General features: G+C 70.2%; 19 protein-coding genes, 1 tRNA gene and 1 pseudogene. 14 read left to right on the top strand and 7 right to left on the bottom strand.

All coding sequences use genetic code 11. The features are described from left to right. Nucleotides 1-138: 138 nt before the first annotated feature. A complete protein-coding gene (locus AB0I16_RS01015; protein ID WP_363247155.1) occupies nt 139-987 on the top strand; it encodes a pentapeptide repeat-containing protein in 849 nt (282 codons plus the stop codon). A gap of 112 nt (nt 988-1,099) precedes the next feature. Here the strand turns inward: AB0I16_RS01015 and AB0I16_RS01010 are convergent, their stop codons facing one another. Further along, nucleotides 1,100-2,035 (bottom strand): hypothetical protein, encoded by a 936-nt coding sequence (locus AB0I16_RS01010; protein ID WP_363247154.1) that lies wholly within the window; start codon nt 2,033-2,035, stop codon nt 1,100-1,102. 275 nt (nt 2,036-2,310) lie between these two features. On the opposite strand from AB0I16_RS01010, the gene AB0I16_RS01005 reads away from it, so the two are divergent. Together AB0I16_RS01005 and AB0I16_RS01000 are read left to right on the top strand one after the other, a co-directional pair. Next, the gene (locus tag AB0I16_RS01005) at nt 2,311-3,108 is read left to right on the top strand and encodes a serine protease (protein WP_363247153.1); all 798 of its coding nucleotides are present in this window, start codon (nt 2,311-2,313) and stop codon (nt 3,106-3,108) included. A 191-nt stretch (nt 3,109-3,299) separates the two neighbouring features. Continuing rightward, nucleotides 3,300-6,407: an endo-alpha-N-acetylgalactosaminidase family protein gene (locus AB0I16_RS01000; protein ID WP_363247152.1), complete on the top strand. Its 3,108-nt coding sequence runs from the start codon at nt 3,300-3,302 to the stop codon at nt 6,405-6,407. A gap of 50 nt (nt 6,408-6,457) precedes the next feature. Here AB0I16_RS01000 and AB0I16_RS00995 read toward each other — a convergent pair whose 3' ends face one another. Beyond that, nucleotides 6,458-8,206, bottom strand: coding sequence for a beta-galactosidase family protein (locus AB0I16_RS00995; protein ID WP_363247151.1), 1,749 nt, complete (start codon nt 8,204-8,206; stop codon nt 6,458-6,460). A gap of 133 nt (nt 8,207-8,339) precedes the next feature. Between AB0I16_RS00995 and AB0I16_RS00990 the strand changes: the two genes are divergently transcribed. The 8 genes and pseudogenes from AB0I16_RS00990 to AB0I16_RS00955 all read left to right on the top strand — a co-directional run bounded on the left by AB0I16_RS00990 (nt 8,340) and on the right by AB0I16_RS00955 (nt 17,605). After that, nucleotides 8,340-9,248 carry an AraC family transcriptional regulator gene (locus tag AB0I16_RS00990; protein ID WP_363247149.1) on the top strand — a complete coding sequence of 303 codons (909 nt, stop codon included), beginning with the start codon at nt 8,340-8,342 and terminating at the stop codon, nt 9,246-9,248. Between the two features lie 11 nt (nt 9,249-9,259). Continuing rightward, the gene (locus AB0I16_RS00985; protein WP_363247148.1) at nt 9,260-9,658 is read left to right on the top strand and encodes a chorismate mutase; all 399 of its coding nucleotides are present in this window, start codon (nt 9,260-9,262) and stop codon (nt 9,656-9,658) included. Nucleotides 9,659-9,744: 86 nt separating this feature from the next. Continuing rightward, on the top strand, nt 9,745-12,309 hold the full coding sequence (pepN, locus tag AB0I16_RS00980; RefSeq protein ID WP_363247147.1) for an aminopeptidase N: 2,565 nt from the start codon (nt 9,745-9,747) through the stop codon (nt 12,307-12,309). 142 nt (nt 12,310-12,451) lie between these two features. Then, nucleotides 12,452-12,670 (top strand): annotated as a pseudogene (locus tag AB0I16_RS00975) (NAD(P)H-binding protein); the annotation flags it as partial. Nucleotides 12,671-12,795: 125 nt separating this feature from the next. Further along, complete coding sequence (locus tag AB0I16_RS00970) at nt 12,796-13,308, top strand: hypothetical protein (protein WP_363247146.1); 513 nt, start codon at nt 12,796-12,798, stop codon at nt 13,306-13,308. 137 nt (nt 13,309-13,445) lie between these two features. Beyond that, nucleotides 13,446-14,870, top strand: coding sequence for an aminotransferase class V-fold PLP-dependent enzyme (locus tag AB0I16_RS00965; protein WP_363247144.1), 1,425 nt, complete (start codon nt 13,446-13,448; stop codon nt 14,868-14,870). Continuing rightward, the gene (locus AB0I16_RS00960) at nt 14,867-16,318 is read left to right on the top strand and encodes a SidA/IucD/PvdA family monooxygenase (protein ID WP_363247307.1); all 1,452 of its coding nucleotides are present in this window, start codon (nt 14,867-14,869) and stop codon (nt 16,316-16,318) included. The genes AB0I16_RS00965 and AB0I16_RS00960 overlap by 4 nt, the downstream gene beginning before the upstream one ends. Nucleotides 16,319-16,405: 87 nt before the next feature. After that, nucleotides 16,406-17,605, top strand: a complete 1,200-nt coding sequence (locus AB0I16_RS00955; RefSeq protein ID WP_363247143.1) for a GDSL-type esterase/lipase family protein — start codon at nt 16,406-16,408, stop codon at nt 17,603-17,605. A 31-nt stretch (nt 17,606-17,636) separates the two neighbouring features. Here AB0I16_RS00955 and AB0I16_RS00950 read toward each other — a convergent pair whose 3' ends face one another. Further along, nucleotides 17,637-19,448, bottom strand: coding sequence for a 5'-nucleotidase C-terminal domain-containing protein (locus AB0I16_RS00950; protein WP_363247142.1), 1,812 nt, complete (start codon nt 19,446-19,448; stop codon nt 17,637-17,639). Between the two features lie 155 nt (nt 19,449-19,603). Here AB0I16_RS00950 and AB0I16_RS00945 point away from each other — a divergent pair, with 155 nt between their 5' ends. Both AB0I16_RS00945 and pyk read left to right on the top strand, forming a co-directional pair. Then, nucleotides 19,604-20,323: an SIMPL domain-containing protein gene (locus AB0I16_RS00945; RefSeq protein ID WP_363247141.1), complete on the top strand. Its 720-nt coding sequence runs from the start codon at nt 19,604-19,606 to the stop codon at nt 20,321-20,323. A gap of 123 nt (nt 20,324-20,446) precedes the next feature. Beyond that, nucleotides 20,447-21,883: a pyruvate kinase gene (gene pyk / locus AB0I16_RS00940; protein WP_363247140.1), complete on the top strand. Its 1,437-nt coding sequence runs from the start codon at nt 20,447-20,449 to the stop codon at nt 21,881-21,883. A gap of 3 nt (nt 21,884-21,886) precedes the next feature. Here the strand turns inward: pyk and AB0I16_RS00935 are convergent, their stop codons facing one another. Next, nucleotides 21,887-22,666, bottom strand: coding sequence for a helix-turn-helix domain-containing protein (locus AB0I16_RS00935; RefSeq protein WP_363247139.1), 780 nt, complete (start codon nt 22,664-22,666; stop codon nt 21,887-21,889). Between the two features lie 108 nt (nt 22,667-22,774). After that, nucleotides 22,775-22,847 (bottom strand) — tRNA-Leu (locus AB0I16_RS00930). Nucleotides 22,848-22,947: 100 nt separating this feature from the next. Here AB0I16_RS00930 and AB0I16_RS00925 point away from each other — a divergent pair. Beyond that, on the top strand, nt 22,948-23,607 hold the full coding sequence (locus tag AB0I16_RS00925) for a response regulator (protein ID WP_363247138.1): 660 nt from the start codon (nt 22,948-22,950) through the stop codon (nt 23,605-23,607). An 88-nt stretch (nt 23,608-23,695) separates the two neighbouring features. Here AB0I16_RS00925 and AB0I16_RS00920 read toward each other — a convergent pair whose 3' ends face one another. Beyond that, complete coding sequence (locus tag AB0I16_RS00920; RefSeq protein WP_363247137.1) at nt 23,696-24,412, bottom strand: ABC transporter ATP-binding protein; 717 nt, start codon at nt 24,410-24,412, stop codon at nt 23,696-23,698. Continuing rightward, the gene (locus AB0I16_RS00915) at nt 24,409-25,233 is read right to left on the bottom strand and encodes an ABC transporter ATP-binding protein (RefSeq protein ID WP_363247136.1); all 825 of its coding nucleotides are present in this window, start codon (nt 25,231-25,233) and stop codon (nt 24,409-24,411) included. The genes AB0I16_RS00920 and AB0I16_RS00915 overlap by 4 nt, the downstream gene beginning before the upstream one ends. Nucleotide 25,234 lies beyond the last annotated feature (1 nt).

The following is a 25,234-nucleotide window of genomic DNA, read 5'->3' as shown; positions in this document are numbered from 1 at the left end:
GGCCCCGGCACCAGCCCCGGCACCAGCCCTGGCACCAGCACCCGCGCACCCGGCAGCACCACCCCCCCCCGACCCCCAGCGCAGACCCCCCGAGCAGAATCGTCACGCCACACCCCCGAGACGCCCGAAGGACCCCCCATGGCCCCGGAGCACCGCCGCGACCCCGCCGCCCTCCGCGCAGACTGCGCCAACTGCTTCGGCCTCTGCTGCGTAGCCCTCACCTTCACCAGGTCCACGGACTTCGCCGTGAACAAGGCCGCGGGCCGGCCCTGCACCAACCTCCGCGAGGACTACCGCTGCGGAATCCACGGCGACCTCCGGAACAAGGGCTTCCAGGGCTGCACGGTCTACGACTGCTTCGGCGCAGGCCAGCACGTCTCGCAGCACACCTTCGACGGCAGGAGCTGGCGCGAGGACAAGGACACCGCGCGCCGGATGTTCGAGGTCTTCCCGGTCATGCGGCAGCTCCACGAACTCCTCTGGTACCTGACGGACGCCCTGAGCCGCCCCCGGACCGCCCCGATCACCGCGGAGCTGAAGCAGGCCCTGGCCAAGACGGAGCGCCTGGCCGCGGGCACCCCCGAGGCCGTGGCAGCGGTAGACGTGGCCGCCCACCGCCAGGACGTCAACGTCCTCCTCCTCCGCACCAGCGAACTCGTCCGCAACACCGGCAAGGGCAACGGCAACGGCAAGGGCGACAAGAAGAAGCAGCGCAGAGGCGCCGACCTGATCGGCGCCCGGCTGAGGTCCGCCGACCTCAAGGCCGCGGACCTCCGCGGCGCCTACCTGATCGGCGCCGACCTGCGCGACGCGGACCTGAGGGAGGCCGACCTGATCGGCGCCGACTTCCGCGACACGGACCTGCGCGGCGCGGACCTCACCGACGCGCTGTTCCTCACACGGTCACAGGTGAACGCGGCCAGGGGCGACGCCCGCACGAGGCTCCCGGGCAACCTGGACCGCCCGAGCCACTGGCCCCCGGCCTGAACCAGCCCCCGCCCCAGGCCGACCCAGACCCAAACCAGGCCGAGCCAGGCCGAGCCAGGCCGAGCCAGGCCGAGCCAGCCCAGGCCAGACCCAGCCCAGGCCGAAGGCCCGCCTACGTGTCGCAGTCGAGCACGGCCCTGCACAACCCGCACCGCACCCGCACCCGCCCCTGAACCGGCACCCGTATCCGCTGCCGGCAGACCGGACACGCGAACGCCACCCGCAGCGCCCCCCGCCCGTCCCCGGAGAACGAGTACCCCCCGGCGGCCCCGGCCCCGTCCGCGCCGCCGCCCCCCGCCCCGCTGCCGAAAGCTCCGGCGCCCCCACGCTCCACCGCGTACCGCCGGTCCTTGGCGTACCGCCGCTTCCCCGCCCACCCGGCCGCCGTCAGCGGAGGCTGCTGCTCGTCGCGGCGGGCCTGGGCCAGGCCCTTGGTGTACGCGGTGTAGGCCTGCGCGCTGGTGAACCACGTCTCCGGGGCTTCGCCGAAGGCCGAGGCCCGCTTGGCCAGGACGTATCCGTACTCCTCCGGCGTCAGATAGCCCAGCTTCTGCGAGGAGGCGCCGTCCTCGCGGTAGGCGTCGAGGAGCAGCCACCCGGCGCCCAGGTACGCGGCGGCGGTGTCGGTGAGGATCTCGTTGGCGCGGGTGCCGGGGAACGTCAGGTCGAGGCGGTGCAGATACACGTGCATGACCTCGTGGGCGAGGGCCGCGCCGATGTCCCGCCGGTGGGTGCGGAACCGGTCGTTGAGCTCGACGAAGTACTCGGGCCCCGCCGCGAGTTCGACGGAGGCCGCGTGCCGCATCTCCCGGAATCCGACGATCACGCGGGCATCGGGCAGACGCAGGTGCCGCACCATCTCGCGGGCCACGCGCTGCGCGCCCAGATGCAGGTCGTCCTGGTCGCTGAAGGCCACGTCGGCGGGGGCCACGCTGGTGTCGAAGGCGCGGATGGTGTCGTACGAGAGGCGTTTGTAGAGCGCGGTGATGGCGGCACGCACGGTCTCCAGATGGGGATAGCCGTGCACGACAGGCCCACCGTCCGCCACGCCCCCACCCCCTGACGCCCACCGCCGGCCCACCGCCGGCCCACCCCACTGTACGACCGACCCCTGACACCCGGACCGACGCGCACACGACGCGCACGCGACACGCCCACGACACGCCATGGCCGGAAACCGTCCCTTGTCCTGAGCGGACATTGATCTCCATAATCCGCAGCAACGCTTTGGCGGGCTCATGCCACCCGCACGCACTCCGTGCGCCCGGCAGGGGCCCGCTCAGGTGTGTATCCCCCCACGAACCCCCCACGAAGGGAAGACAATTGAAGACCAAGCTGCGTGGAGTGAAGAGAGCCGCCACCCTCGGCGCGATCGCTCTGGCCACCGTCAGCCTTCAGCCCCTGGCCGCACAGGCGGCGCCGCACCCGGGCCCCCAGCCGGGTGAGCGCATCGTCGGCGGCACCCCCGCCGAACAGGGCGAGTTCCCGTTCATGGTCCGTCTCTCCATGGGCTGTGGCGGCTCGCTGTACGCCAAGGACGTCGTCCTGACCGCCGCCCACTGCGTGGACGGCTCCGGCGACAACACGAGCATCACCGCCACCGGCGGCGTCGTGGACCTGGAGAGCCCCGACGCGATCAGCGTGAAGTCCACCAAGGTCCTGCAGGCCCCCGGCTACAACGGCAAGGGCAAGGACTGGGCGCTCGTCAAGCTCGCCGAGCCGATCGACCAGCCCACGCTGAAGATCGCCAAGGACACCAAGTACAACGAGGGCGACTTCACCGTCGCCGGCTGGGGCGCCGACAAGGAGGGCGGCCAGCAGCAGCGCCACCTCCTCAAGGCCACCGTCCCGTTCGTCAGCGACGCCGACTGCGAGGCCGCGTACGGCGAGGAGCTGACGCCCGGTGAGGAGCTCTGCGCCGGCAAGCTCGCCGAGGGCGGCACGGACACCTGCCAGGGCGACTCCGGCGGCCCGATGTTCCGCAAGGACGAGGCCGGCGAGTACCTCCAGGTCGGCATCGTGAGCTGGGGCAACGGCTGCGCGCGGCCGAAGTTCCCCGGCGTCTACACCGAGGTGTCGACCTTCGCGGCCGACATAGAGAAGGCCGCCGCGGGACTCTGAGTCCCGCCACGGCCGACGCTCCACAACCTCACGCACGGGGCGCCCGCGATCCGCGGGCGCCCCGTCGCGCTGTCCCGGCCCGCCCCCACGGCCCCGTTAGTCCAACACCTGCCGCGCCTTTGTCCATGGGCGTCCCCGCCCGGTCCGCGCATCGTGTCCGTCACGAATCTCCGTCCGCCGAGGGGTGTCGCATGCTGCCGTCGAACAGGTCAGGGCCGAGCCGCAGAGCCGTGGTCGCCACGGGCGCGCTGGCCGGAGTGGGTGCCGCCCTGGGGGCGGCCGGAAGCGCGTTCGGCGCGCCCGGCACGGGAAAGCGCCCCGCGGCCGAGGTGGTGCTGCGCTCGGCACACCTCGACGTCCGTGTCGCGGGCGACTTCCCGCGCGTCATCTCCTACACCGACCGCGCGAGCGGCGCCGTGCTGCACGGCCGGGCGGAGCCGCTGAGCACGGTGCTCGTCGACGAGGCCGAGTGGACGCCGGACGTCACCGCTTCGCCGGGCGGGGACCGCGTCTCGTACGGCATGGTCTTCGACGGTGGTACCCGGATCGACGTGGAGATCGCGGTCGAGGGGTGGCAGGTCCACTGGCGGGTCACGAGGATCGCGGACACGGACGCGCTGCGGGTCGGCACCCTGCGGATACCCGGACTCGCCCTGCTCTCCGTCCGCGGTGACCAGCCCGGTGCCGCCCTGCTCGCCGCCAGGGTGCAGCTGGACAAGGCCAAGAGCGGCGACACGCTCGTCAGGCCGGGGAAGGACACGCCCGCGGAGGCGGCCGTCGGATGCGCGTACGCCGTCGTCGCGCACGACGGACTCGGCGGGGCGGTCGAGACGAACACCGTCTACGACAAGCCCACCGGTGAGGCGGGCACCACGTGGGAGAACGGCCGGCTCTGGCGCGAGACGGTGCGAAGGGGTGACCACGCGGAGGCCAGGCTGAGTCCCGGGCAGTGGACGCACCGCGCCGCGACCGCGCCCGTCGACGCCACCGAACCCCTCCCGTACGCCACCGTCGTGATCACCGGCGACCGCAACGGCGACGGCAAGGTCGACTGGCAGGACGCCGCGATCGCCTTCCGCGACATCATGGTGACGCCGCTCGGCGCCGACGAACAGCACCTGCGGGTCGTCCCGCACATCCCGTTCAACTTCGCCTCCCAGGCCACCAACCCCTTCCTCGCCACCCTCGACAACGTCAAGCGCGTCCACCTGGCGACCGACGGCCTCGGCCAGTACACGCTCCTCAAGGGCTACCAGTCCGAGGGCCACGACTCCGCCCACCCCGACTACGCCGGCAACTACAACGAGCGCGCGGGCGGCCTCGACGACCTCAACACCCTGGTCCGGGAGGGCAAGAAGTGGAACAGCACCTTCGGCGTGCACGTCAACGCCACCGAGTCCTACCCCGTCGCGAACGCCTTCTCCGAGAAGCTCGTCGACAAGAGCGACGAGCAGTGGGACTGGCTCGACCAGAGCTACCGCATCGACCAGCGCCGCGACCTCGTCTCCGGTGACATCGTGCGCCGCTTCGCCGATCTGCGCGCCCAGACCGACGACGGCCTGGACACCCTGTACATCGACGTGTTCCGCGAGTCGGGCTGGACCTCCGACCGCCTCCAGCGCGCCCTGCGCGCACAGGGCTGGACCCTCACCACGGAGTGGGGCCACGGCCTCGAACGCTCCGCGGTCTGGTCGCACTGGGCCACCGAGACCGACTACGGCGGCGACACCTCGCGCGGCATCAACTCCCGCCTGATCCGCTTCGTCCGCAACCACCAGAAGGACGTCTTCGCCGACAAGTGGCCCACCCTCCTCGGCGTCGCCCGCACGGGCAACTTCGAGGGCTGGGTCGGCAAGACCGACTGGCACGCGTTCTACGAGCTGATCTGGACCCACTCGCTGCCCGCCAAGTACCTCCAGGCGTACCCCGTCAAGACGTGGGGCGAGCACGAGATCACCTTCTTCGGGGCGGCGGGCTCCCGCGCGCGGGGGACGACGGTCTCCGACGCCTCCGGCAAGCGGCGCATCACCACGGACGGACACGTCGTCTACGAGGACGGCCGCTACCTGCTGCCCTGGGAGCCCCGCAAGGCCACCGACCCCGCCAAGCTGTACCACTACAACCCCACCGGCGGCAGCAGCGAATGGCACCTCCCGCGCGGGTGGGCGAAGCGCTCCCGTATCGCCCTGTACCGGCTCACCGACCAGGGCAGGGTCTTCGAGTCGTACGTCTCCGTAGCGGGCGGCAAGGTCACCCTTGAGGCGGAGGCGAAGCAGCCCTACGTCCTCTACCGCGAGCGGGCCGCGACCCTGCCCGACCCGCGCTGGGGCCAGGGCACCCCGCTGCACGACCCGGGCTTCCACTCCGGCTCCCTGAAGGGCTGGAAGACCAGCGGGCCCGCCGCCGTGCGGCTCAGCGCGCTCGGCGACTTCGAGCTGGTCATCGGCGCGGGCGGCGCGGCGTCCGTCGGGCAGCGGCTCGCCCGCCTCAAGGCCGGGACGTACGTCGCCTCCGTGCAGGTCGAGGTCGGCGAGAAGGCGGGGGAGCGGCGCAAGGCGTCCCTGGAGGTGCGCACCGCCGACGGCGTCACCGCCGCCAACTTCACCGAGACCTCCACCGCGGGCAACCACGTGGCCGCCGACCGCAAGCACGGCACCCGCTTCCAGCGCATGTCCACCCGCTTCACCGTCCCCGACGGCGGCGGCACCGCCGAACTGACCCTGCGGGCCGAGGCGGGCCACGCGCGCGTGCGCTTCGACAACGTACGGATCGTCCCCGCGCACCCCCTGAAACCGCCCCGCGGCACCCTCGTCCACGAGGACTTCGAACACGTCCCGCAGGGCTGGGGCCCGTTCGTGAAGGGCGACGCGGGCGGCACCACCGACCCGCGCACCCACATCGCCCGGCGCCACGCCCCCTACACCCAGCGCGGCTGGAACGGCAAGGCAATCGACGACGTCATCGACGGCACCAACTCCCTGAAGTCACGCGGCGAGAACACCGGACTCGTCTACCGCACCGTCCCGCACACCGTCCGCTTCACCCCGGGCAGGCGCTACCGCGTCTCCTTCCCGTACGAGAACGAGAAGGCCGGCCAGTACGCCTGGATCACCGCCGTCGACACCCCCGCCACCCGCGAACTCGACCGCAGGGAACTGCCCGTCGCGACGGTGCCCACCACCCTGGCCTACGAGTTCACCGCCCCCGACGACGGCGAGGCCTGGGTGGGCCTGCGCAAGACCGGCGACGACGGCACGGCGGAGTTCGTGCTCGACGCCTTCGAGGTGAGGGAGATCTGACCCCTGCGCCGGCCGCGCGCACCCGCACGCTGCGCGCGGCCGGCACCACCTCACCGCAGCGTGACCCGCTCGCCGCCCCCCTCCAGCTCAAGGACCCACACCTCGTTCCCGCCCTCCCGCAGCACGGGCCCCGGCACATACAGCGACCTCTGCGGGCCCACCGACCAGTAGCGCCCCAGGTTGAAGCCGTTCACCCACACGAAGCCCCGCGTGAAGCCCGGCAGCTCCAGCGCGGCGTCACCCGCGCCGCGCACCGACAGCGAACCCCGGTACAGGCCCGGACGCCCCCGCCCCCGGCCGCCCCCGGGGATCTCCCGCACCGCCGACGCCACGTCGAACGCGTCGAGCCGCAGCCCCCGCGCCCGCACACCGTGCAGATACTGCCGCTCGTGCAGGATGCCCTCCGCGATGCCCTTCGGCTCACCCGCGCGCGGCCCGTAGTTGACCCGCCCCAGGGACTCCACCCACAGCTCCACGCGCGCGTGCCCCGCCACCGGCCCCGCGAGGACCGGCTCGTCCTCGGTCAGGACCCCCGCCCGCTCCCCGTCCACGTACACGACCGCCCGGTCGCGCAGCCCCCGCACCGACAGCGGGTGGGGGCCGCGCGGACCGGGCACCGTCAGCGCGTACCGCACCAGGCCCCGGTCCACGTCCAGCTCCTCGAAGGTGGGCGGGACGGCGTGCTCCGCCTCCGGGCCCCCGAGACGGTCAAGGACCGCCTCCAGCGGCGCCCAGTCCACGAGCGCCCCCGCCACCGGGGCACCGAGCACCGGAAGCGGCGCCGGGGGCTCGGGCAGGGGCCCCGGCGCATACCGTGCGATGACCTCCCTGAACGCCCGGAACTTCGCCGTGGGACGGCCGTACTCGTCGATCGGCGCGTCATAGTCGTACGAGGTCACATCGGGCTCCAGCGCCCCGTCGTGCAGCGCGCCGCCGCGATTGGCGCCCGCCCAGCCCGCGAAGTTCGTGCCGCCGTGCGCCATGTACAGATTCACCGACGCCCCGCACTCCAGGATCTCCGCCAGCGCCGCCGCCGCGCCGTCCGCGTCCCGCACGACGTGCTCGGCCCCCCAGTGGTCGAACCAGCCGCACCAGAACTCCATGCACATCAGCGGCCCCCGGGGACGGTGCTCCCGCAGCTTCGCGAAGGCCGCCCGCGCGCCCGAGCCGAAATTGACCGTGGCGAGGACACCGGGGAGCGAGCCACCGCTCAGCATGTGGTCCTCGGGCCCGTCCGAGGTGAACAGCGGAACCCGCACCCCCGCCGCCCGCAGCAGATCGGCGAGGCGGGCCAGGTAGACCTGGTCGGAACCGTAGCTGCCGTACTCGTTCTCGACCTGCACCATGATCACGGGCCCGCCGCCGGGACCGCCGTGCTGCCGCGGCACCACCTCCCGCAGCAGCCGCCGGAACCAGCGGCCCACATGCCCCAGGAACTCCTCGTCACGCGTCCGCGCGCGCACCCCCACCACACCCGTCAGCCAGTGCGGAAGACCACCGTTCTCCCACTCCGCGCAGATGTAGGGCCCCGGCCGCACGATCGCCCACAGACCCGCCTCCCGCACCGCGTCCAGGAAACGGCCGAGCGCCTCCACGTCCCGGTACTCCCCGGGACCCGGCTCGTGCAGGTTCCACGGCACATAGGTCTCCACACAGTTCAGTCCCAGCGCCCGCAGCATCGCCAGCCGGTGCCCCCACTGCTCCTCGTGCACCCGGAAGTAGTGCAGCGCGCCGGAGAGCAGCCGCACCGGCCGCCCGTCCAGCACGAAACCGTCCGCACCGACCCCGAAACCGTCCATCGTGTCCCCCCTCGCCCACCGCGCACCCGCCCACGATCACCTCTGGCGGGCTGCGGGGTCCATGGACAAAGATCGGTTCCGGTTGGACGCAGCGAGCGGGTCAGCGGCCTGACCCGCACCGGAAGGGGCACGGATGTACCACACCTGGATGCGGTATTTCACTCCCGGCCCGGCCCACCACCGGCTCGGCCTCGCCTGCCTCGGCGTGGGCCTCCAGCACGGACACCTGCCGGCCGTGGGCCCCCGCACCCTCGACCACCACGTCGCCGTCGTCATCAGCGCGGGCGGCGGCTGGTTCCGCGGCCCCGACGGACGGCGTACGACGGTGACCGCGCCCGCCCTCATCTGGCTCACCCCCGGCGTCCGCCACCACTACGGGCCCGACCCCGACACCGGCTGGGACGAGTGCTTCGTCGACTTCACCGGACCCGCCACCGCCACCTACACCGAACTCGGCTACATCGAGGCCACCGGAGCCGTCGTACCCCTCTCCGACGCGGCGGGCGCCCGCGCCGCCGTCGCCCGCATCGCCCGCGCCGCCCGCCGCGGCAACCCCCTCCTCGAAGTCGAGACCGGAGCCGCCGTCCACGAACTCCTCGTCGCCCTGCGCCGCGCCCGCGCCGACATCGCCCCCGACGGCGACCCCGTCCTCCAGGCCCTCGCCCGCGACGCCTGCCGGCCCCTGTCCGTCGCCGAACACGCCGCACGGCACGGCATGACCCCCGCCGAGCTGCGCACCGCCGTACGCCGCGGCGCCGGATGCAGCCCCAAGGACTACCTCCTCGGCATCCGCCTCGGCCGCGCCAAGGAACTCCTCGCCGCCACCGAGCTGCCCGTCGCCGCCGTGGCCCGCCGCGTCGGCTACGACGACCCGGCGTACTTTTCCCGCCTTTTCACCCGCCGCGTCGGCACCGCCCCCGTCCGCTTCCGCGAACAGCAGGGCAGGGCCGTACCCGGCGGCTGGTCCCAGCAGATACCCGACCCCGACCACCCACCGATTCTGCGCTCTTCCGCCGCGAGCGGCCCCGGCACGGCAACGTAGGCTCGTGGCCCATGACCACCAGCCACACCAGTGACGGACACGGCGCGGACGCCCCCAGGAGCACAGACACCTCCCGGAGCGCCGACGCCCCCGCGGACAACGGCGCCGGCGCCCCCGACGACCAGGCCGTCCGCGCCGAGCTGTCCCGCCTGCGCGACAGCATCGACAACATCGACGCCGCCGTCGTCCACATGCTCGCCGAGCGCTTCAAGTGCACCCAGCAGGTCGGCCACCTCAAGGCCAACCACCACCTGCCGCCCGCCGACCCCGCCCGCGAGGCCCGGCAGATCGCCCGCCTGCGCGAACTCGCCGAGAACGCCAAACTCGACCCCGCGTTCGCCGAGAAACTCCTCAACTTCATCATCGCCGAGGTGATCCGCCACCACGAGACGATCGCCAAGTCCTCCTAGAGCGTGTTCCGAGAGTCCCGCCCAGCGCGTGGGCGCTGGGATCGGGGTCCTACACCGATACCGGTGACATCGGGCAGCATGGGGCCATGCTCGTACTGACGCGCGACGAAGCGCAGACCCGTGCCCAGCTCATCGATGTCCACCGGTACACGGTCGCACTCGATCTGACCCAGGCGGCCGACCCCGCCGGCGAGACCTTCGAGTCACGCACCGCCATCCGCTTCAGCGCCCGCGCGGACGGCGACACCTTCGTCGAGCTGAAGCCCGCCGTCCTGCGCTCCGCCACCCTCGACGGGCAGCCCCTCGACCCCGCAGGACTCGACGGCAACCGCCTCACCCTCGCCGGCCTCACCACCGGCGAACACGAACTGCGCGTCCACGCCGCCATGCGCTACTCGCGCACCGGCGAAGGCATGCACCGCTTCACCGACCCCAGCGACGGCGAGACCTACCTCTACACCCAGCTGTTCATGGAAGACGTCCAACGCGTCTTCGCCGCCTTCGACCAGCCCGACCTCAAGTCCGTCTTCGAGATGACCGTCACCGCCCCCGAGAGCTGGACCGTCCTCGCCAACGGCAGCACCGAACACCTCGGCGGCGGAGAGTGGCGGGCCGCACCCACCCCCCGCATCTCCACTTACCTCGTCGCCGTCGCCGCCGGACCCTGGCACTCCGTACGCACCGAACACCGCGGCCTGCCCTTCGGCCTCCACTGCCGCCGCTCACTCGCACCCTTCATGGAAGCCGACGCCGACGAGATCCTCGACACCACCCGCGCCTGCTACGACCGCTACCACGACATCTTCGAGGAGCCCTACCCCTTCGACTCCTACGACCAGGCGTTCGTCCCCGAATTCAACGTCGGCGCCATGGAGAACCCCGGCCTCGTCACCCTCCGCGACGAGTACGTCTTCCGCTCCGCCGTCACCGACACCGAACGCCAGAGCCGCGCCGTCACCATCGCCCACGAAATGGCCCACATGTGGTTCGGCGACCTCGTCACCCTGCGCTGGTGGGACGACATCTGGCTGAACGAGTCCTTCGCCGAGTACATGGGCTACCGGACCATCGCCGAAGCCACCCTTCCCCAAGCCCTCCACTCCGTGCGAGCAGGGGACACCCCGTCCACCGACCCGTGGACCGACTTCGCCATCGCCCGCAAGGCCTGGGGCTACGACGCCGACCAACGCCCCTCCACCCACCCCGTCGCCCCCGACCCCGCGGCCGTCCCCGACACCGCGTCCGCCATGCTCAACTTCGACGGCATCTCCTACGCCAAGGGCGCGAGCGCCCTGCGCCAGCTCGTCGCCTGGCTCGGCGAGAAGGACTTCCTCGCCGGCATCAACACCCACTTCGCCCGCCACAAGTTCAGCAACGCCACCCTCGCCGACCTCATCGACTCCCTCGCCCACGCCACCGACCGCGACGTCCACTCCTGGGCCACGGCATGGCTGCGCACGACCGGCGTCGACACCCTGACCGCCAAGGTCAACCACGCCGGACGCGCATGGACCCTCGGCATCGACCGCGACGGAGGCCGCACGGACGGCCGCCCCCACCGCATCACCGTCGGCGTCTACGACCGCGACCTCGCGGGCGGCCCCGCACTCGTCCTCCGCGAGCGCTTCGAGACCGACATCCCCGGCACCACCACCGTCGAACGCGACGGCGGCTGCCCCGCCCTCGTCGTCCCCAACGACCAGGACGTCACCTACGCCAAGATCCGCCTCGACGCGGCATCCCAGGAGACTGCCCTCACCGCCCTCTCCCAGGTCCCCGACCCCCTCACCCGCGCCGTCCTGTGGAACAGCCTGCGCGACATGGTCCGCGACGGCGAACTCCCGCCCGCCCGCTACCTCAAGGCCGCCCTCACCCACCTCCCCGAAGAGAGCGACCTCGCCATCGTCCAGGGCGTCCTCACCTTCGCCACCGCCCACATCACCGGCCGCTACACAGGACCCGGCGAACGACCCGCCGCCCTCGCCACCCTCGGCGAACTCTGCCGCGACCTGATCCGCCGCACCGAGGACGGCTCCCACCCCGGCCTGCGCCTCACCGCCGTCCGCGCCGCCATCGACATCGCCACCCAGCCCGCGCCCCTGGAGGCATGGCTCACCGAGGGCACCGTCCCCGGCGGCCCCGAACTCGACCCCGAACTGCGCTGGCACATCCTCACCCGCCTCGCCGCCCTCGACGCCACCGACGAGGACACCATCACCGCCGAACTGGCACGCGACCCCAGCGCCACCGGCCAGGAAGGCGCCGCACGCTGCCGCGCCGCACTGCCCGAGGCCGCCGCCAAGCGGACCGCGTGGGACGCCATGTTCGCCACCGACGACCTGTCCAACTACCTCCTCAAAGCCACCGCCCAGGGCTTCTGGCAGCCCGAACAGGCCGACCTCGTACGGGAATACGTCCCCCGCTACTACGAGGACGCCGTCACCGCGGCCGCCCGCCGCGGCACCGCCATCGCCACGGTCATCGGCGGCTTCGCCTTCCCCGCCCCGCTCGTCGAAGCCGAGACCCTCCGCCTCGGCGAACGCTGCCTGCGCGACGCCGACCCCACCCCCGCCCTGCGCCGCAGACTCACCGACCAACTCGACGACCTGGCACGGGCGTTGCGCGTACGCGAAGGACACGGCACGGCCTGACCCCGGACCCCCGGACGTAGGACCCGCGGCCCACACCCCCTGGTCCCAACCGACGATCCACCCCACGGCAGGTCCGCCCTAGGCTCGATCGACGACCGGGCCGGACCTGCCACCCCGGCCCTCCCGACCAGAGGAGCCCCACATGATCGTCGTGACCGGAGCCACCGGAAACGTAGGCCGCGCCCTCGTCGACCGCCTCGGCGCCGAAGGCGCCCCCGTACGCGCCCTCACCCGCGACCCCCGACGGGCCCGGCTCCACCCGGCCGCCCACATCACCCGGCTCGACCTCTCCGACGAGCACACCGCCCCCGACGACCTCACCAACGCGTTCAAGGACGCCACCCGGCTCTTCCTCCACCTGATGGGCGCGGGCGAACACACCGCGGCCCTCCTCGAAGCCGCAGCGACAGCCGGAGTACCCACGTCACCGTCCTCTCCTCCGGCATCATCCAAGAAGGCGCCGACACCACCCACCCCATCCACGTCATGCACACCGCACTCGAAGCCCACGTACGGCACAGCGGCCTCGACCACACCCTCCTGCGGCCCAACGCCTTCGCCGCCAACGCCCTGCAATGGGCACCCCAGATACACGCCGGCGACACCGTCCGCGGCCCCTTCGCCCAAGCCGCCACCGCCCCCATCCACGAGGCCGACATCGCCGACGTCGCCGCCCGCACCCTCCTCGACGACACCCACAAGAGCGCCGTCCACCGCCTCACCGGACCCCACGCCGTCACCACCGAACAGCAGATCCACGCCATCGGCACCGCACTCGGCAGAAACCTGCGCTTCATCGACGTACCCCCCGAGGACATCGGCCCCGAGACGTTCCCGCACGTCCCGCCGCAGATACTGCCCGCCCTCCTCGCCTCCTTCGCCGAAACCGTCGGCACCGAACCCGAGATCACCACCACCGTCGAAACCGTCACCGGCCGCCCCGCCCGCACCTTCGACCAGTGGGCCCACGACCACAGGGACGACTTCCGCACCCCCTAGCACCCCACCGGGCACCACCACGTGGCACCAGTACGCAAGTACCACTTTCGGGTTCCCTTCCCCCAACTACCCGGGCAGACGGTGCGTGCGTTGTACAGGCTGGTCCCCCTGTACGCGCGCATCCGAAGGACACACCCATGAGCACCCCGCCGCCCCTCGCCGGAGGCGCCCACGGCCCCGACGCCCTCCGGCCACTGCTCGCCACCACCCTCGACGCCCTCCACCAAGGCGCCAAGGACCGCCGGGGCCCCCTACCAGCAGGGGGCCCCGAAGCCGTCACCGACCGCGTACACGCCGCCGCCCAGCCCCTCCTGCCCGAACACGGCGAAGGCGCCGAAACCGCCCTGCGCACCCTCGTCCACGCACTCGCCGCGGGCACCGCCGACCCCGCCGACCCGCTCTGCGCCGCACACCTGCACTGCCCGCCCCTCGCCGTCGCCGCAGCCGCCGACCTCGCCGCGTCCGCACTCAACCCCTCCATGGACTCCTGGGACCAGGCACCCGCCGCCTCCGCACTCGAAGCACTCCTCACCCGCACCCTCACCGCCCAGATCCACCCCAACGGCGACGCCCTCGTCACCACCGGCGGCACCGAGGCCAACCAGCTCGCCCTCCTCCTCGCCCGCGAACACCCCACCACCCGAGCACCCCTACGCCTCCTCGTCGGAGCCAACGCCCACCACAGCCTCGCCCGCGCCACCTGGCTCCTCGGCCTGCCCGCCCCCCACGTCATCCCCACCCCCACCGGCACCCTCGACCCCGCCGCCCTCGACAAAGCCCTCACCACCCTCCCCGGCCCACCCGGCACCCCCCTCGTCGCCGCCACCGCCGGCACCACCGACGCCGGACTCATCGACCCCCTCGACGACATCGCCGACGTATGCGCCGCCCACGCCACCCGCCTCCACATCGACGCCGCCTACGGCGCGGGCCTCCTCTTCAGCGACACCCGCAAACACCTCGTCAACGGCATCCACCGCGCCCACACCGTCACCCTCGACCTGCACAAACTCGGCTGGCAACCCGCCGCCGCCGGACTCCTCGCCGTACGCGACCCCACCGACCTCACCGCACTCACCCACAGCGCCGACTACCTCAACGCCGACGACGACACCGAAGCAGGCATCCCCGACCTCCTCGGCCGCTCCCTGCGCACCACCCGCCGCCCCGACATCCTCAAAATCGCCGTCACCCTCAAGGCACTCGGCCGCCAAGGACTCGGCGCCCTCGTCGACCACGTCTGCGACCGCGCAGCGGAACTCGCCGCCCTCATCGACGAACACCCCCGCTTCGAACTCCACACCACCCCCACCATCAGCACCGTCCTCTTCCGCCCCACCCACGCCGACCACCACGACATCGCCCGCCTCCGCCGACACCTCCTCGACCGCGGCACCGCCGTCCTCGGCCGCGCCGACCTCGCGGGACACCGCTGGCTCAAAGCAACCCTGCTCAACCCCCACACCCGCACCGAAGACCTCACCGAACTCCTCGCACGCGTCGCACACCACCACCCGGCCCCCACCACCCCCCACCCCACGGAAGGGACCACCCCCCGATGACCGGCACACCCGACCAGCCAGGACCAGAGCCGCTCACCACCCCCGAAGCCCCCCGCGACCTGGTCGGCATCGGCATCGGACCCTTCAACCTCTCCCTCGCCGCCCTCGCCCACCCCCTCACCGCACTCGACACCGCCTTCTACGACCAGCGGCCCGCCTTCCACTGGCACCCCGGACTCCTCATCGAAGGCGCCACCCTCCAAGTCCCCTTCCTCGCCGACCTCGTCACCCTCGCCGACCCCGCCAACCCCTGGACCTTCCTCAACTACCTCAAGACCCGCGAACGCCTCTACCCCTTCTACTTCGCCGAGCGCTTCCACATCCAACGCGCCGAATACGACGCCTACTGCCGCTGGGTCAGCGAAAACCTCACCGGACTCCACTTCGGCCACCACGTCGACGCCGTCCGCTGGAACCCCGAACACGCCCTCTTCGAAGTCGACCACACCCCACTCGACACCGAAGGCGAAGCCGAAGCCCTCTGCCGCACCCACACCAAGAACATCGCCCTCGGCATCGGCACCGCCCCCCACATCCCCGACCCCCTCAAACCCCTCACCGAAGCACCCGGCGTCCCCGTCATCCACTCCGCCGACTACCTCGACCACCGCGACACCCTCCTCCAGGCCGAACACATCACCGTCATCGGCTCCGGCCAGTCAGGCGCCGAAATCTTCCTCGACCTGCTCCGCACCCGCCCCACCGGACACGAGAAACTCCACTGGCTCGCCCGCACCGAAGCATTCGCACCCATGGAGTACTCAAAGCTCGGCCTCGAACACTTCACCCCCGACTACACCCACTACTTCCACGCCCTCCCCGAAGCCGTACGCGACGCCCTCGTCCCCCACCAGTGGCAACTCCACAAAGGCATCGACACCGACACCATCACCGCCATCCACGACCAGCTCTACCAACGCACCCTCCACGGCGGCTGGCCCGACGCCGTCCTCACCCCCGGCGTCGCCGTACGCACCGCGGGACGCGTCGGCGCCACCCGCGTCGAACTCCACCTGGAACACCTCCAGCAAGGCACCCGCTCCCGCCTCACCACCGACGCCGTCATCCTCGCCACCGGCTACCGCGAACGCCCCCTCGACACACTCCTCGCCGCCCTCGACCCCCACATCCGCAAGGACACCGCCGACCGCCCCCGCATCGACGAGCACTACCGCCTCGACCTCGACCCCGCCATCACCAGCACCGGCAGCAACATCTACGTACAGAACGCCGAACGCCACACCCACGGCGTCGGCGCCCCCGACCTCGGCCTCGCCGCCTGGCGCAGCGCCACCATCCTCAACCACCTCACCGGCACCCACCCCTACCCACTGCCGACCCGCACCGCCTTCACCAGCTTCGGCCTCCAGCACCCCCACACACCCGGCACCCCCACCACCGGACACATCGGCGGACAACGCGGAAGACTCGTCCGCCTCAAGAGCTGAAACCACCCCGACACCCGCCGCCGAACATTCCCCGCCAAAAACGCCCCACGACGAAATACCCCGCCACACAACGCCGTTCAGCCCAGCATGACCACCGACACCACCGCCACACCCGCCACCGACACCACCTGGACCGCGGCCTTCCGCTCCGCCGTCATCAGCCCCTACGAGACCATCGACCTCTTCGAGACCCGCACCTTCACCGCCCAGACCCTCCGCCAGATCATCCGCCTCGACGGCGGCGGCACCGCCCTACGCCTCCACCTCAGCAACCGCTACGGCCGACAACCCCTCCACATCGGCGGCGCCCACCTCGCCCGACGCACCACCGGCAGCACCATCGACCCCACCACCGACACCACCCTCAGCGTCGACGGCGCCCACCACTTCACCATCCCCGCCGGCGCCGAAGTCACCACCGACCCCCTCCACCAAACCGTCACCGCCGGCGACGAATGGGCCCTCACCCTCTGGCTCCCCGACGACACCGGCCCCGCCACCTACTCCGCCGTCCCCCTCCGCACCGGCTACGCCACCCCCGGCAACGCCCTCACCGCCCCCACCCTCGACGGCACCGACGGCCTCCAAGAACTCGCCACCCGCCACTTCATCAGCGGCGCCGACGTCCTCGCCCCCACCGGCACACCCATCACCGTCGCCTTCGGCGACTCCTGGTTCGAAGGCGCCGGCACCACCGACAACACCGACAACCGCTTCCCCGACCTGCTCAACAACCGCCTGCGCGCCACCGGACACACCGGCTGGGTCGTCAACACCGGCATCTCGGCCAACCGCCTGCTCACCGACGAGATCGGCGAACACGCCCTCGCCCGCCTCCAGCGCGACGCACTCGGCGTCCCCGGCGCCACCCACGTACTCGTCCACTTCGGCCTCAACGACCTCGGCATCCCCGGCCAAATGGCCTACCCCGCCCCCGCCCCCATCCCCACCGCCGCCGACCTCATCACCGGCCTCACCACCCTCGCCGACCGCATCCACGCCGCCGGCCTCACCGCCATCACCACCACCGTCGGCCCCTACAAGGACACCATCTACGAGGGCTACTCCACCCCCGAAGGCGTCGCCGTCGCCCGCGAGGTCAACGCCTGGATACGCGGCACCGACAGCCCCTTCGACGCCTACGCCGACTTCGCCGCCGCCGTCGCCGACCCCGCGGACCCCGACCGCATCCACGACGACTACGACAGCGGCGACGGCCTCCACGTCAACGACGCCGGCGCCCAAGCACTCGCCGACGCCGTCGACCTCGCCACCCTCAAGAACTGAGCGGCACGGCCACCAGAGAAACCGGCACGCCCTAGAAGACCGGCGCACCGTCCCGGGTCAGCCTCCAGTCCACCGACGCGAACTGACCCGGGTCGATCGTCCCCTTCGCCTTCACCCAACCGATGATCGTGTTCCGGATCTCCTCCGAATTCGCCCACACCTGCTTGGCACCCGCGATGTGCGGGAAGTTGCCGCCACCACTCGCCCGGTAGTTGTTCACCGCCAGCACGAACTCCGCCTTCGGATCGATCGCCACACCCCCGAACGACAACCCCACGATCCGCGAACCCACCGGCTTCGCGATGTCGATCTCATACGTCACACCCGACACCGCGTCATAGTTGTAATCCGGAATGCCCTCCGCATTCGTCAGCCTCGCCGCATCCACCGGAGCACCCGCCGCCGTCCGCACGTAGTACCGCGCCGAGAACTCCAGATACTCCTTCAGCTGCGCACCCGTCACCAGCCGCGCCTCCAGCGTGTTCTCGAAGGGGTACAGCCCCGCCGCATCCCGGATCGTCACCTCACCCGCCGGAATCCGCGCCGTACGCGAGAAACACGACGCCTGCGACAACACCGGAAGCGACGCGAACGCCCCGCCCTTCAACGCCTCCGCCACCGTCTCCCGCTGCACCTCATTGATCAGATCAATGATCGGAACGTCCTTGTACGGACCCTCCGCCGTGCTCATCGCCGCCTTCGACGTACCGATGACCTGATTGACATACGCCACGACCTTCTCGTGCTCATCGGCCAGCAGCCGCGTGATCTTCCTGTCCTCCACCGCCGTATTGGAGTTCAGGACCTGCGCCCCCACCTTCTCCACCGTCCAGCGGCCCTTCTCCCACACCAGGTCGAAGTCGAACAACGTCAGCCGCTGCCCCCACTTCAGCGGCTCCGACAGCACCACCTTCTTCCCCGTCGCCCTGTTCTCCACGAAGTACTCCGGAATCTCCGTGTGCGCATGACCCACCAGAATCGCGTCGATGCCCGGAACCTGCTCCGCCACCAGACCCGCCGCGTTCTCCACATACGGCAACTGATCCCCGTACGACGACGTACCACTCGACCCCGAGTGCGCCGACACGATCACCACATCCGCACCCATCGACCGCAGCCTAGGCACCCACTTCGCCGCCTGCTCCTCAAGACCCGGGAACACCATCTTCCCCTGCACGTTCGCCTTGTCCCAGATGGCGATCCCCGGATTCGTCAGCCCCAGCACCGCCACCCGCACATCCTTCCCGTGCGGAGTCCGCAACCGCTTCATGAAATACGGGGGAAAAGCCGGACGCCGCGTCTTCGCGTCCAGCGCGTTGGCACCTAGCAGCGGAAAATCACACTGCTCCTCGAACTTGCGCAACACCGGAATGCCGTAATTGAACTCGTGATTCCCCAACGCCGCCGCGTCATACCCGATCGCGTTCATCGCCTGCGCCATCGGATGCACCGGACCACGCTTCGCCGTGATCGGATCGACCTTCGCGTAGTAATACGAAAGCTGCGTCCCCTGGATCGTGTCACCCGCGTCGATGAGAAGAGTGTTGCGCCGCCCCTTCTCCGCACGCACCTCATTCACCAACGTCGAGATCTTCGCCAGACCCACATCATTGTGATCCTTGTCGTCGAACTCCTTGTCCGTGAAATAATCCCAGTTGAAGACATTGCCGTGCAGATCAGTGGTGCCGAGGACGGTGAACGAGTACCGCTTCTCCCGACGGCCGCCCCCACCCCGCCCCCCGTGCGCCTCCGCCACCGACGGCGCCACCACCGCACCCGCTACAGCCAGACCCACACCCGACGCGGCAGACGTGCCCAAGAACTTCCTGCGGTTCAACGGCATCTCTCAGAACTCCTCGATCAGACCTCGGTAACGCGCGTAGATAACGCGCGTAGATTCTGGCCCCCACCACCACACCCGCAACAGACCCCACAGGTTGCGATCCGATGACTGTCAGAGGAACCCCCACCACACCCGACCAATGCGACAGTGACCCCATGGACACGAACCCCGCCCCCACCCCCTACGGCACCCCCGACGCCCCACGCCTCGCCGTCCGCGGCGAAGCCCACCTCGAAGCCGACCCCGAGATCGCCCGCATCACCATCACCGTCCACGCCCGCGGCACCGACCGCCACGACGCCCTCAACGACCTCACCCGCCGCAACACCCACGCCCTCGACCTCATCAAGACCTACGGCGAAGCCGTCGAGAACATCGAAACAGGCACCTTCTCCATCAGCCCCCAACTCACCCGACACGGCCGCACCGAACGCGTCCGCGCCTACCACGGCCGCGTCCACATCACCGCCGAACTCACCGACTTCACCGCACTCGGCGAACTCACCACCCGCCTCGCCGACCTCGAACTCACCCGCGTCGAAGGCCCCTGGTGGGCCCTGCGCCCCGACTCACCCACCCACCGCCGGGCCAGGCAACAAGCCGTACGCGAAGCCGTCCAACGCGCCCGCGAATACGCCGAAGCCCTCGGCACCTCACTCGCCGCCCTCGTCGAACTCGCCGACATCGGCGCCGAGAACACCCCCTCGTTCGCCGGCTACGGAGGCCCCGCGGGCGGCATGCGCGCCGCCTACGCCGGAGCCGCCGACCACACCACCGAAGCCGCACCCCTCGACCTCGAACCACAACGCCAGCACGTCTACGCCACCGTCAACGCCCGCTTCACCATGGCCCCACCCGAGCTGAAAGGACCGTAAAACCGCTCATCGGAGCAACGCCCCGCCCACTTCAACACTTGTCAATTACCCTTCACGCAAAGGTTGTTGAGCAGTCACGTCCAACCAATTCCCTACCAGCCGGTAAGCCCTAGGCTCGAAACCATGCGCCGAGCAAAAATCGTCAGCACCCTGGGACCCGCCACCGACTCGTACGACCAGATCAAGGCACTGGTCGCAGCCGGAATGGACGTAGCACGCCTCAACCTCAGCCACGGCACCCACGCCGAACACGAGGAGCGCTACCAGCGCGTGCGCAAGGCCTCCGAAGAGAGCGGCCGCAGCGTCGGCATCCTCGCCGACCTTCAAGGCCCGAAGATCCGCCTCGGCCGCTTCCACGAAGGCCCCGTACTCCTTGAACGCGGAGACGAATTCACCATCACCGTCGAACCCGACGCCCAAGGCGACCGCCAACAGTGCGGCACCACCTACGACGGCCTCGCCGACGACGTCACCACCGGCGAACGCATCCTCGTCGACGACGGCAAAGTCACCCTCGAAGTCACCGCCGTCAACGGCCCCCGCGTCACCACCACCGTCATCGAAGGCGGCATGGTCTCCGACCACAAGGGCCTCAACCTCCCCGGCGTCGCCGTCTCCGTCCCCGCACTCTCCGACAAGGACGAAGAAGACCTCCGCTGGGCCCTGCGCACCGGCTGCGACATCATCGCCCTCTCCTTCGTCCGCAGCGGCCGCGACATCGAAGACGTCCACCGCATCATGGACGAAGAAGGCCGCCGCCTCCCCGTCATCGCCAAGGTCGAGAAGCCCCAAGCGGTCGACAACATCGACGACATCGTCGCCGCCTTCGACGGCATCATGGTCGCCCGCGGCGACCTCGGCGTCGAAATGCCCCTCGAACAAGTCCCCATCGTCCAGAAGCGCGCCATCAAACTCGCCAAGCGCAACGCCAAACCGGTCATCGTCGCCACCCAGATGCTCGACTCGATGATCGACAACTCCCGGCCCACCCGCGCCGAAGCCTCCGACGTCGCCAACGCCGTCATCGACGGCACCGACGCCGTCATGCTCTCCGGCGAGACCAGCGTCGGCAAATACCCCATCGAAACCGTCCGCACCATGGCCCGCATCGTCGAAGCCGCCGAGGAAGACATCCTCACCAAGGGCCTCCCGCCCCTCACCGAACGCAACAAACCCCGCACCCAGGGCGGCGCCGTCGCCCGAGCCGCCGCCGACATGGGCGACTTCCTCGGCGCCAAGTTCCTCGTCGCCTTCACCCAGTCCGGCGACACCGCCCGCCGCCTCAGCCGCTACCGCTCACCCATCCCGCTCCTCGCCTTCACCCCGGACCCGGCGACGCGCGCGCAGCTCAACCTGACGTGGGGGGTGGAGACCCTGCTCGGCCCGCACGTCGAATCCACCGACGCGATGGTCGACCAGGTCGACGAACTCCTCCTCCGCAGCGGCCGCTGCGAGCGGGGCGACGTGGTCGTCATCACGGCCGGCTCCCCGCCGGGGGTCGCGGGCTCCACGAACCTGGTACGGGTCCACCACATCGGCGAGGACGACAGCCCGCGGTGACCTTCAGTACTTCGGGCCGACGTGGGCGTCCATGAGGGCCACGTCGGCCTTGCGGGCCACGGAGATGTTGTACGGGCTGCCGTGGCGGGTGCAGTGCGTCCAGGCGATGCCGAGCTTGTCGAGGGTGCCGGTGTACAGCTCCCGGATGTCGTCGGAGACATTGGTGAAGAAGTACCGGGGGTACTCGTAGCGCTTGCGCTCGCCGCCGACGAGGCGGGTCGTCCAGTTCGTGACGCGGCAACCGTCGGAGTGGATCAGCCCCCGGACGAATTCCCACGGATGGGCGTCCACGATCTCCTGCTGCCAGGGCTCCAGGGCGATCTTGCGCTCGTGCTTCTTGCCGGGGCCGTGCTGGGGAAACATGCATGTCCAGTGCTTCGTGTAGGACTTGACTTCGGTGCACCCCGGTTTGTAGCGGCACCGGACCCTCGGTAGGGGCATAACCTTTACCATCGCCGTTGCGGCGGCAGCGATGAGGCCCACCTGCTCTGCGTTGCAGAAGATGGACAGGTGGTGCTGCTTGGGCTTGGAAATGATGTGCCCGTCGCCGAGGTAGAGGCCGAGGAGATATGCATAGGCCTCGTGGTCATACTGTCGGCCCGTGCAACGGGGGCAGTCAGTTGAGCGCTCGTACGGGACACCTTGGCGCTTTCGCTCCTCTGAGCGCCACCAGCCGATGGTGCCACGCGGCACATTCAGGCGCTCCGCCACGATCCGATTGGCTACGCCCTGACGCAACAGTTCGAGCGCCTCTGCCCGCACCGAAGGTTTGTGCTGATCCATGGACGCAGCTTTGCTGTCGCGCTGGGCTTAAGGGGAGCAAGTCGGCGCCATTCACACGTTCACGTGAAGCCGATCAATTCACATGCGCCCGTAGAATCGAAGGAAAAGTGCCCCGAGTCGGATTCGAACCGACGCTGTATGGGTTTTGAATCCATGGCCTCTACCGCTGGGCTACCGGGGCCCCTTCGAAACGAAGGTCAGCGGTTACCCGCTGTGCCACCACCATACCGTAGCTGGGTAGGCTCTTGGGAAGCAGTATCTGCCCGCATCAAGGAGCCCCCGTGACCGCCCCCGAGTCGCCCCAGCCCGCAGACGACGTGTCCGACGACGACCAGTCGCACGTGCCGCCGCTGACGACCCGCGTCGTCATCGCCGAGGACGAGGCCCTGATCCGCCTCGACCTCAAAGAGATGCTCGAGGAAGAGGGCTACACCGTCGTAGGCGAGGCCGGTGACGGCGAGAAGGCCGTCGAGCTGGCCCGCGAGCACAAGCCGGACCTCGTGATCCTGGACGTGAAGATGCCCGTGATGGACGGCATCACCGCGGCGGAGAAGATCGCCGAGGAGTCCATCGCCCCGGTGCTCATGCTGACCGCGTTCTCGCAGCGCGACCTCGTGGAGAGGGCGCGGGACGCCGGCGCGATGGCGTACCTGGTGAAGCCGTTCAGCAAGAGTGACGTCGTGCCGGCGATCGAGATGGCCGTCTCGCGGTTCACGGAGCTGAAGACGCTGGAGAAGGAGGTCGCGGACCTCTCGCAGCGCCTGGAGACGCGGAAGCTGGTGGACCGTGCGAAGTCGATCCTCCAGACGGAGTACGGCCTGACGGAGCCGGCCGCGTTCCGGTGGATTCAGAAGACGTCGATGGACCGTCGTCTTTCGATGCAGCAGGTGGCGGAGGCGGTCATCGAGGACGCCGAGGAGAAGAAGGCGGCCAAGGGCTAGCCCGCCCAGGCACGGTCATACGGAGAGGCCCGCATCCCCAGGCCAGGGGGTGCGGGCCTCTTCGTGTGCACAAGCGCGCGGCAAGGAGTCAGTCCTCGCCGAGGTACGCCTTCCGCACGGACTCGTCGTGCAGGAGGTCGCCCCCCGTGCCGGAGAGGACGATCTTGCCGACTTCCATGACGTGGCCGTGGTCGGCGAGGGAGAGCGCGGCTTGGGCGTTCTGTTCGACGAGGAGGATCGTGGTGCCGCCGGCCTTGAGTTCGGCGATGGTGGCCATGATTTTCTGCATCATGATCGGCGAGAGGCCCATGGAGGGTTCGTCGAGCATGAGGAGTTTGGGTTGTGACATGAGGGCGCGGCCCATGGCGAGCATTTGTTGTTCGCCGCCGGAGAGGGTGCCTGCCGCTTGTTTGCGGCGTTCTCCGAGGATGGGGAAGAGGTCGTAGGCGCGCTGGATGTCTTTTTCGATGCCTGTTTTGTCGGAGCGGAGGTAGGCGCCGAGGCGGAGGTTGTTCTCGATGGTCATGCGGGGGAAGATGTGGCGGCCTTCGGGGGAGTGGGCGAGGCCGAGGGAGACTATTTGGTCGGCGCGGTATTTGCGCAGAGTTTTGCCGTTGAATTTGATGCTGCCGCCCACTGGCTTGAGGAGGCCGGAGAGTGTGCGGAGTGTGGTGGTCTTTCCCGCGCCGTTGGTGCCGATGAGGGTGACGACCTGGCCGGCTTCGACGGTGAAGGAGATGCCTTTGACGGCTTCGATCTTTCCGTAGGCGACGCGGAGGTCCTCGACCTCAAGGAGTGCGGTCATGAGTTGTTCTCCTCGAAGGGCTCGCCGAGGTAGGCGGCGATGACGCGGTCGTCCTGTTGGACTGTTTCGCTGGATCCTTCGACGAGTTTTTCGCCTTGGACGAGGACGGCGACGCGGTCGCAGAGGTTGAAGATGAAGCGCATGTCGTGCTCGATGACGAGGACGGCGATGCCCATGTCGCGGATGGCGAAGACGAGTTCTTCGGTGGCGCGGGTTTCCTGGGGGTTCATGCCGGCGGTGGGTTCGTCCAGGAGGAGCAGGCCGGGTTCGCTGGCGAGGGCGCGTGCGATTTCCAGCTTGCGTTGTTCTCCGTAGGGGAGGTTGCGTGAGAGGTGGTCGGCCTTCTCTGCCAGTCCTACGAATTCGAGGAGTTCCATGGCGCGTGCTTTGGATGCTGCTTCTGCCTTGTGGAAGCCGGGGCCGCGGAGGAGGGCGGACCAGAGTCCTTCTTTGGTGCGGGTGTGGCGTCCTACGAGGACGTTTTCGAGGACGGTCATGTTGGCGAAGAGGCGGATGTTCTGGAAGGTGCGGGCGATTCCTGCGGCGGTGACTTTGAAGGATTTTGCGGGGAGGATGTCGCCTTTGTAGCGGACTTCGCCTTCGGTGGGGATGTAGAGGCCGGTGAGGCAGTTGAAGAAGGTGGTTTTGCCGGCGCCGTTGGGGCCGATGAGTCCGACGATTTCGCCGCTGTTGACGGTGAGGTCGACGGAGCGTACGGCGGTGAGGCCGCCGAAGCGCATGGTGACGCCGCGGGCGTCGAGGACGGTCTGTCCGGCGGGGGTGGCCGGGGTCTGGCCCTCTTGGGTGGTGTGGGTGGTCATG

The sequence above is a fragment of the Streptomyces sp. NPDC050703 genome, assembly GCF_040654435.1.
In the GTDB taxonomy this organism is placed as follows: domain Bacteria; phylum Actinomycetota; class Actinomycetes; order Streptomycetales; family Streptomycetaceae; genus Streptomyces.
This window is presented reverse-complemented; position numbering and strand designations above follow the sequence as displayed.

What these genes read in the sequence shown, in the direction of transcription:
- AB0I16_RS01015 (WP_363247155.1), top strand. Translation starts at nt 139, where the DNA reads ATGGCCCCGGAGCACCGCCGCGACCCCGCCGCCCTCCGCGCAGACTGC.
- AB0I16_RS01000 (WP_363247152.1), top strand. Translation starts at nt 3,300, where the DNA reads ATGCTGCCGTCGAACAGGTCAGGGCCGAGCCGCAGAGCCGTGGTCGCC.
- AB0I16_RS00995 (WP_363247151.1), bottom strand. Translation starts at nt 8,206, where the DNA reads ATGGACGGTTTCGGGGTCGGTGCGGACGGTTTCGTGCTGGACGGGCGG.
- AB0I16_RS00990 (WP_363247149.1), top strand. Translation starts at nt 8,340, where the DNA reads ATGTACCACACCTGGATGCGGTATTTCACTCCCGGCCCGGCCCACCAC.
- AB0I16_RS00985 (WP_363247148.1), top strand. Translation starts at nt 9,260, where the DNA reads ATGACCACCAGCCACACCAGTGACGGACACGGCGCGGACGCCCCCAGG.
- pepN (WP_363247147.1), top strand. Translation starts at nt 9,745, where the DNA reads ATGCTCGTACTGACGCGCGACGAAGCGCAGACCCGTGCCCAGCTCATC.
- AB0I16_RS00970 (WP_363247146.1), top strand. Translation starts at nt 12,796, where the DNA reads ATGCACACCGCACTCGAAGCCCACGTACGGCACAGCGGCCTCGACCAC.
- AB0I16_RS00965 (WP_363247144.1), top strand. Translation starts at nt 13,446, where the DNA reads ATGAGCACCCCGCCGCCCCTCGCCGGAGGCGCCCACGGCCCCGACGCC.
- AB0I16_RS00960 (WP_363247307.1), top strand. Translation starts at nt 14,867, where the DNA reads ATGACCGGCACACCCGACCAGCCAGGACCAGAGCCGCTCACCACCCCC.
- AB0I16_RS00955 (WP_363247143.1), top strand. Translation starts at nt 16,406, where the DNA reads ATGACCACCGACACCACCGCCACACCCGCCACCGACACCACCTGGACC.
- AB0I16_RS00950 (WP_363247142.1), bottom strand. Translation starts at nt 19,448, where the DNA reads ATGCCGTTGAACCGCAGGAAGTTCTTGGGCACGTCTGCCGCGTCGGGT.
- AB0I16_RS00945 (WP_363247141.1), top strand. Translation starts at nt 19,604, where the DNA reads ATGGACACGAACCCCGCCCCCACCCCCTACGGCACCCCCGACGCCCCA.
- pyk (WP_363247140.1), top strand. Translation starts at nt 20,447, where the DNA reads ATGCGCCGAGCAAAAATCGTCAGCACCCTGGGACCCGCCACCGACTCG.
- AB0I16_RS00935 (WP_363247139.1), bottom strand. Translation starts at nt 22,666, where the DNA reads ATGGATCAGCACAAACCTTCGGTGCGGGCAGAGGCGCTCGAACTGTTG.
- AB0I16_RS00920 (WP_363247137.1), bottom strand. Translation starts at nt 24,412, where the DNA reads ATGACCGCACTCCTTGAGGTCGAGGACCTCCGCGTCGCCTACGGAAAG.
- AB0I16_RS00915 (WP_363247136.1), bottom strand. Translation starts at nt 25,233, where the DNA reads ATGACCACCCACACCACCCAAGAGGGCCAGACCCCGGCCACCCCCGCC.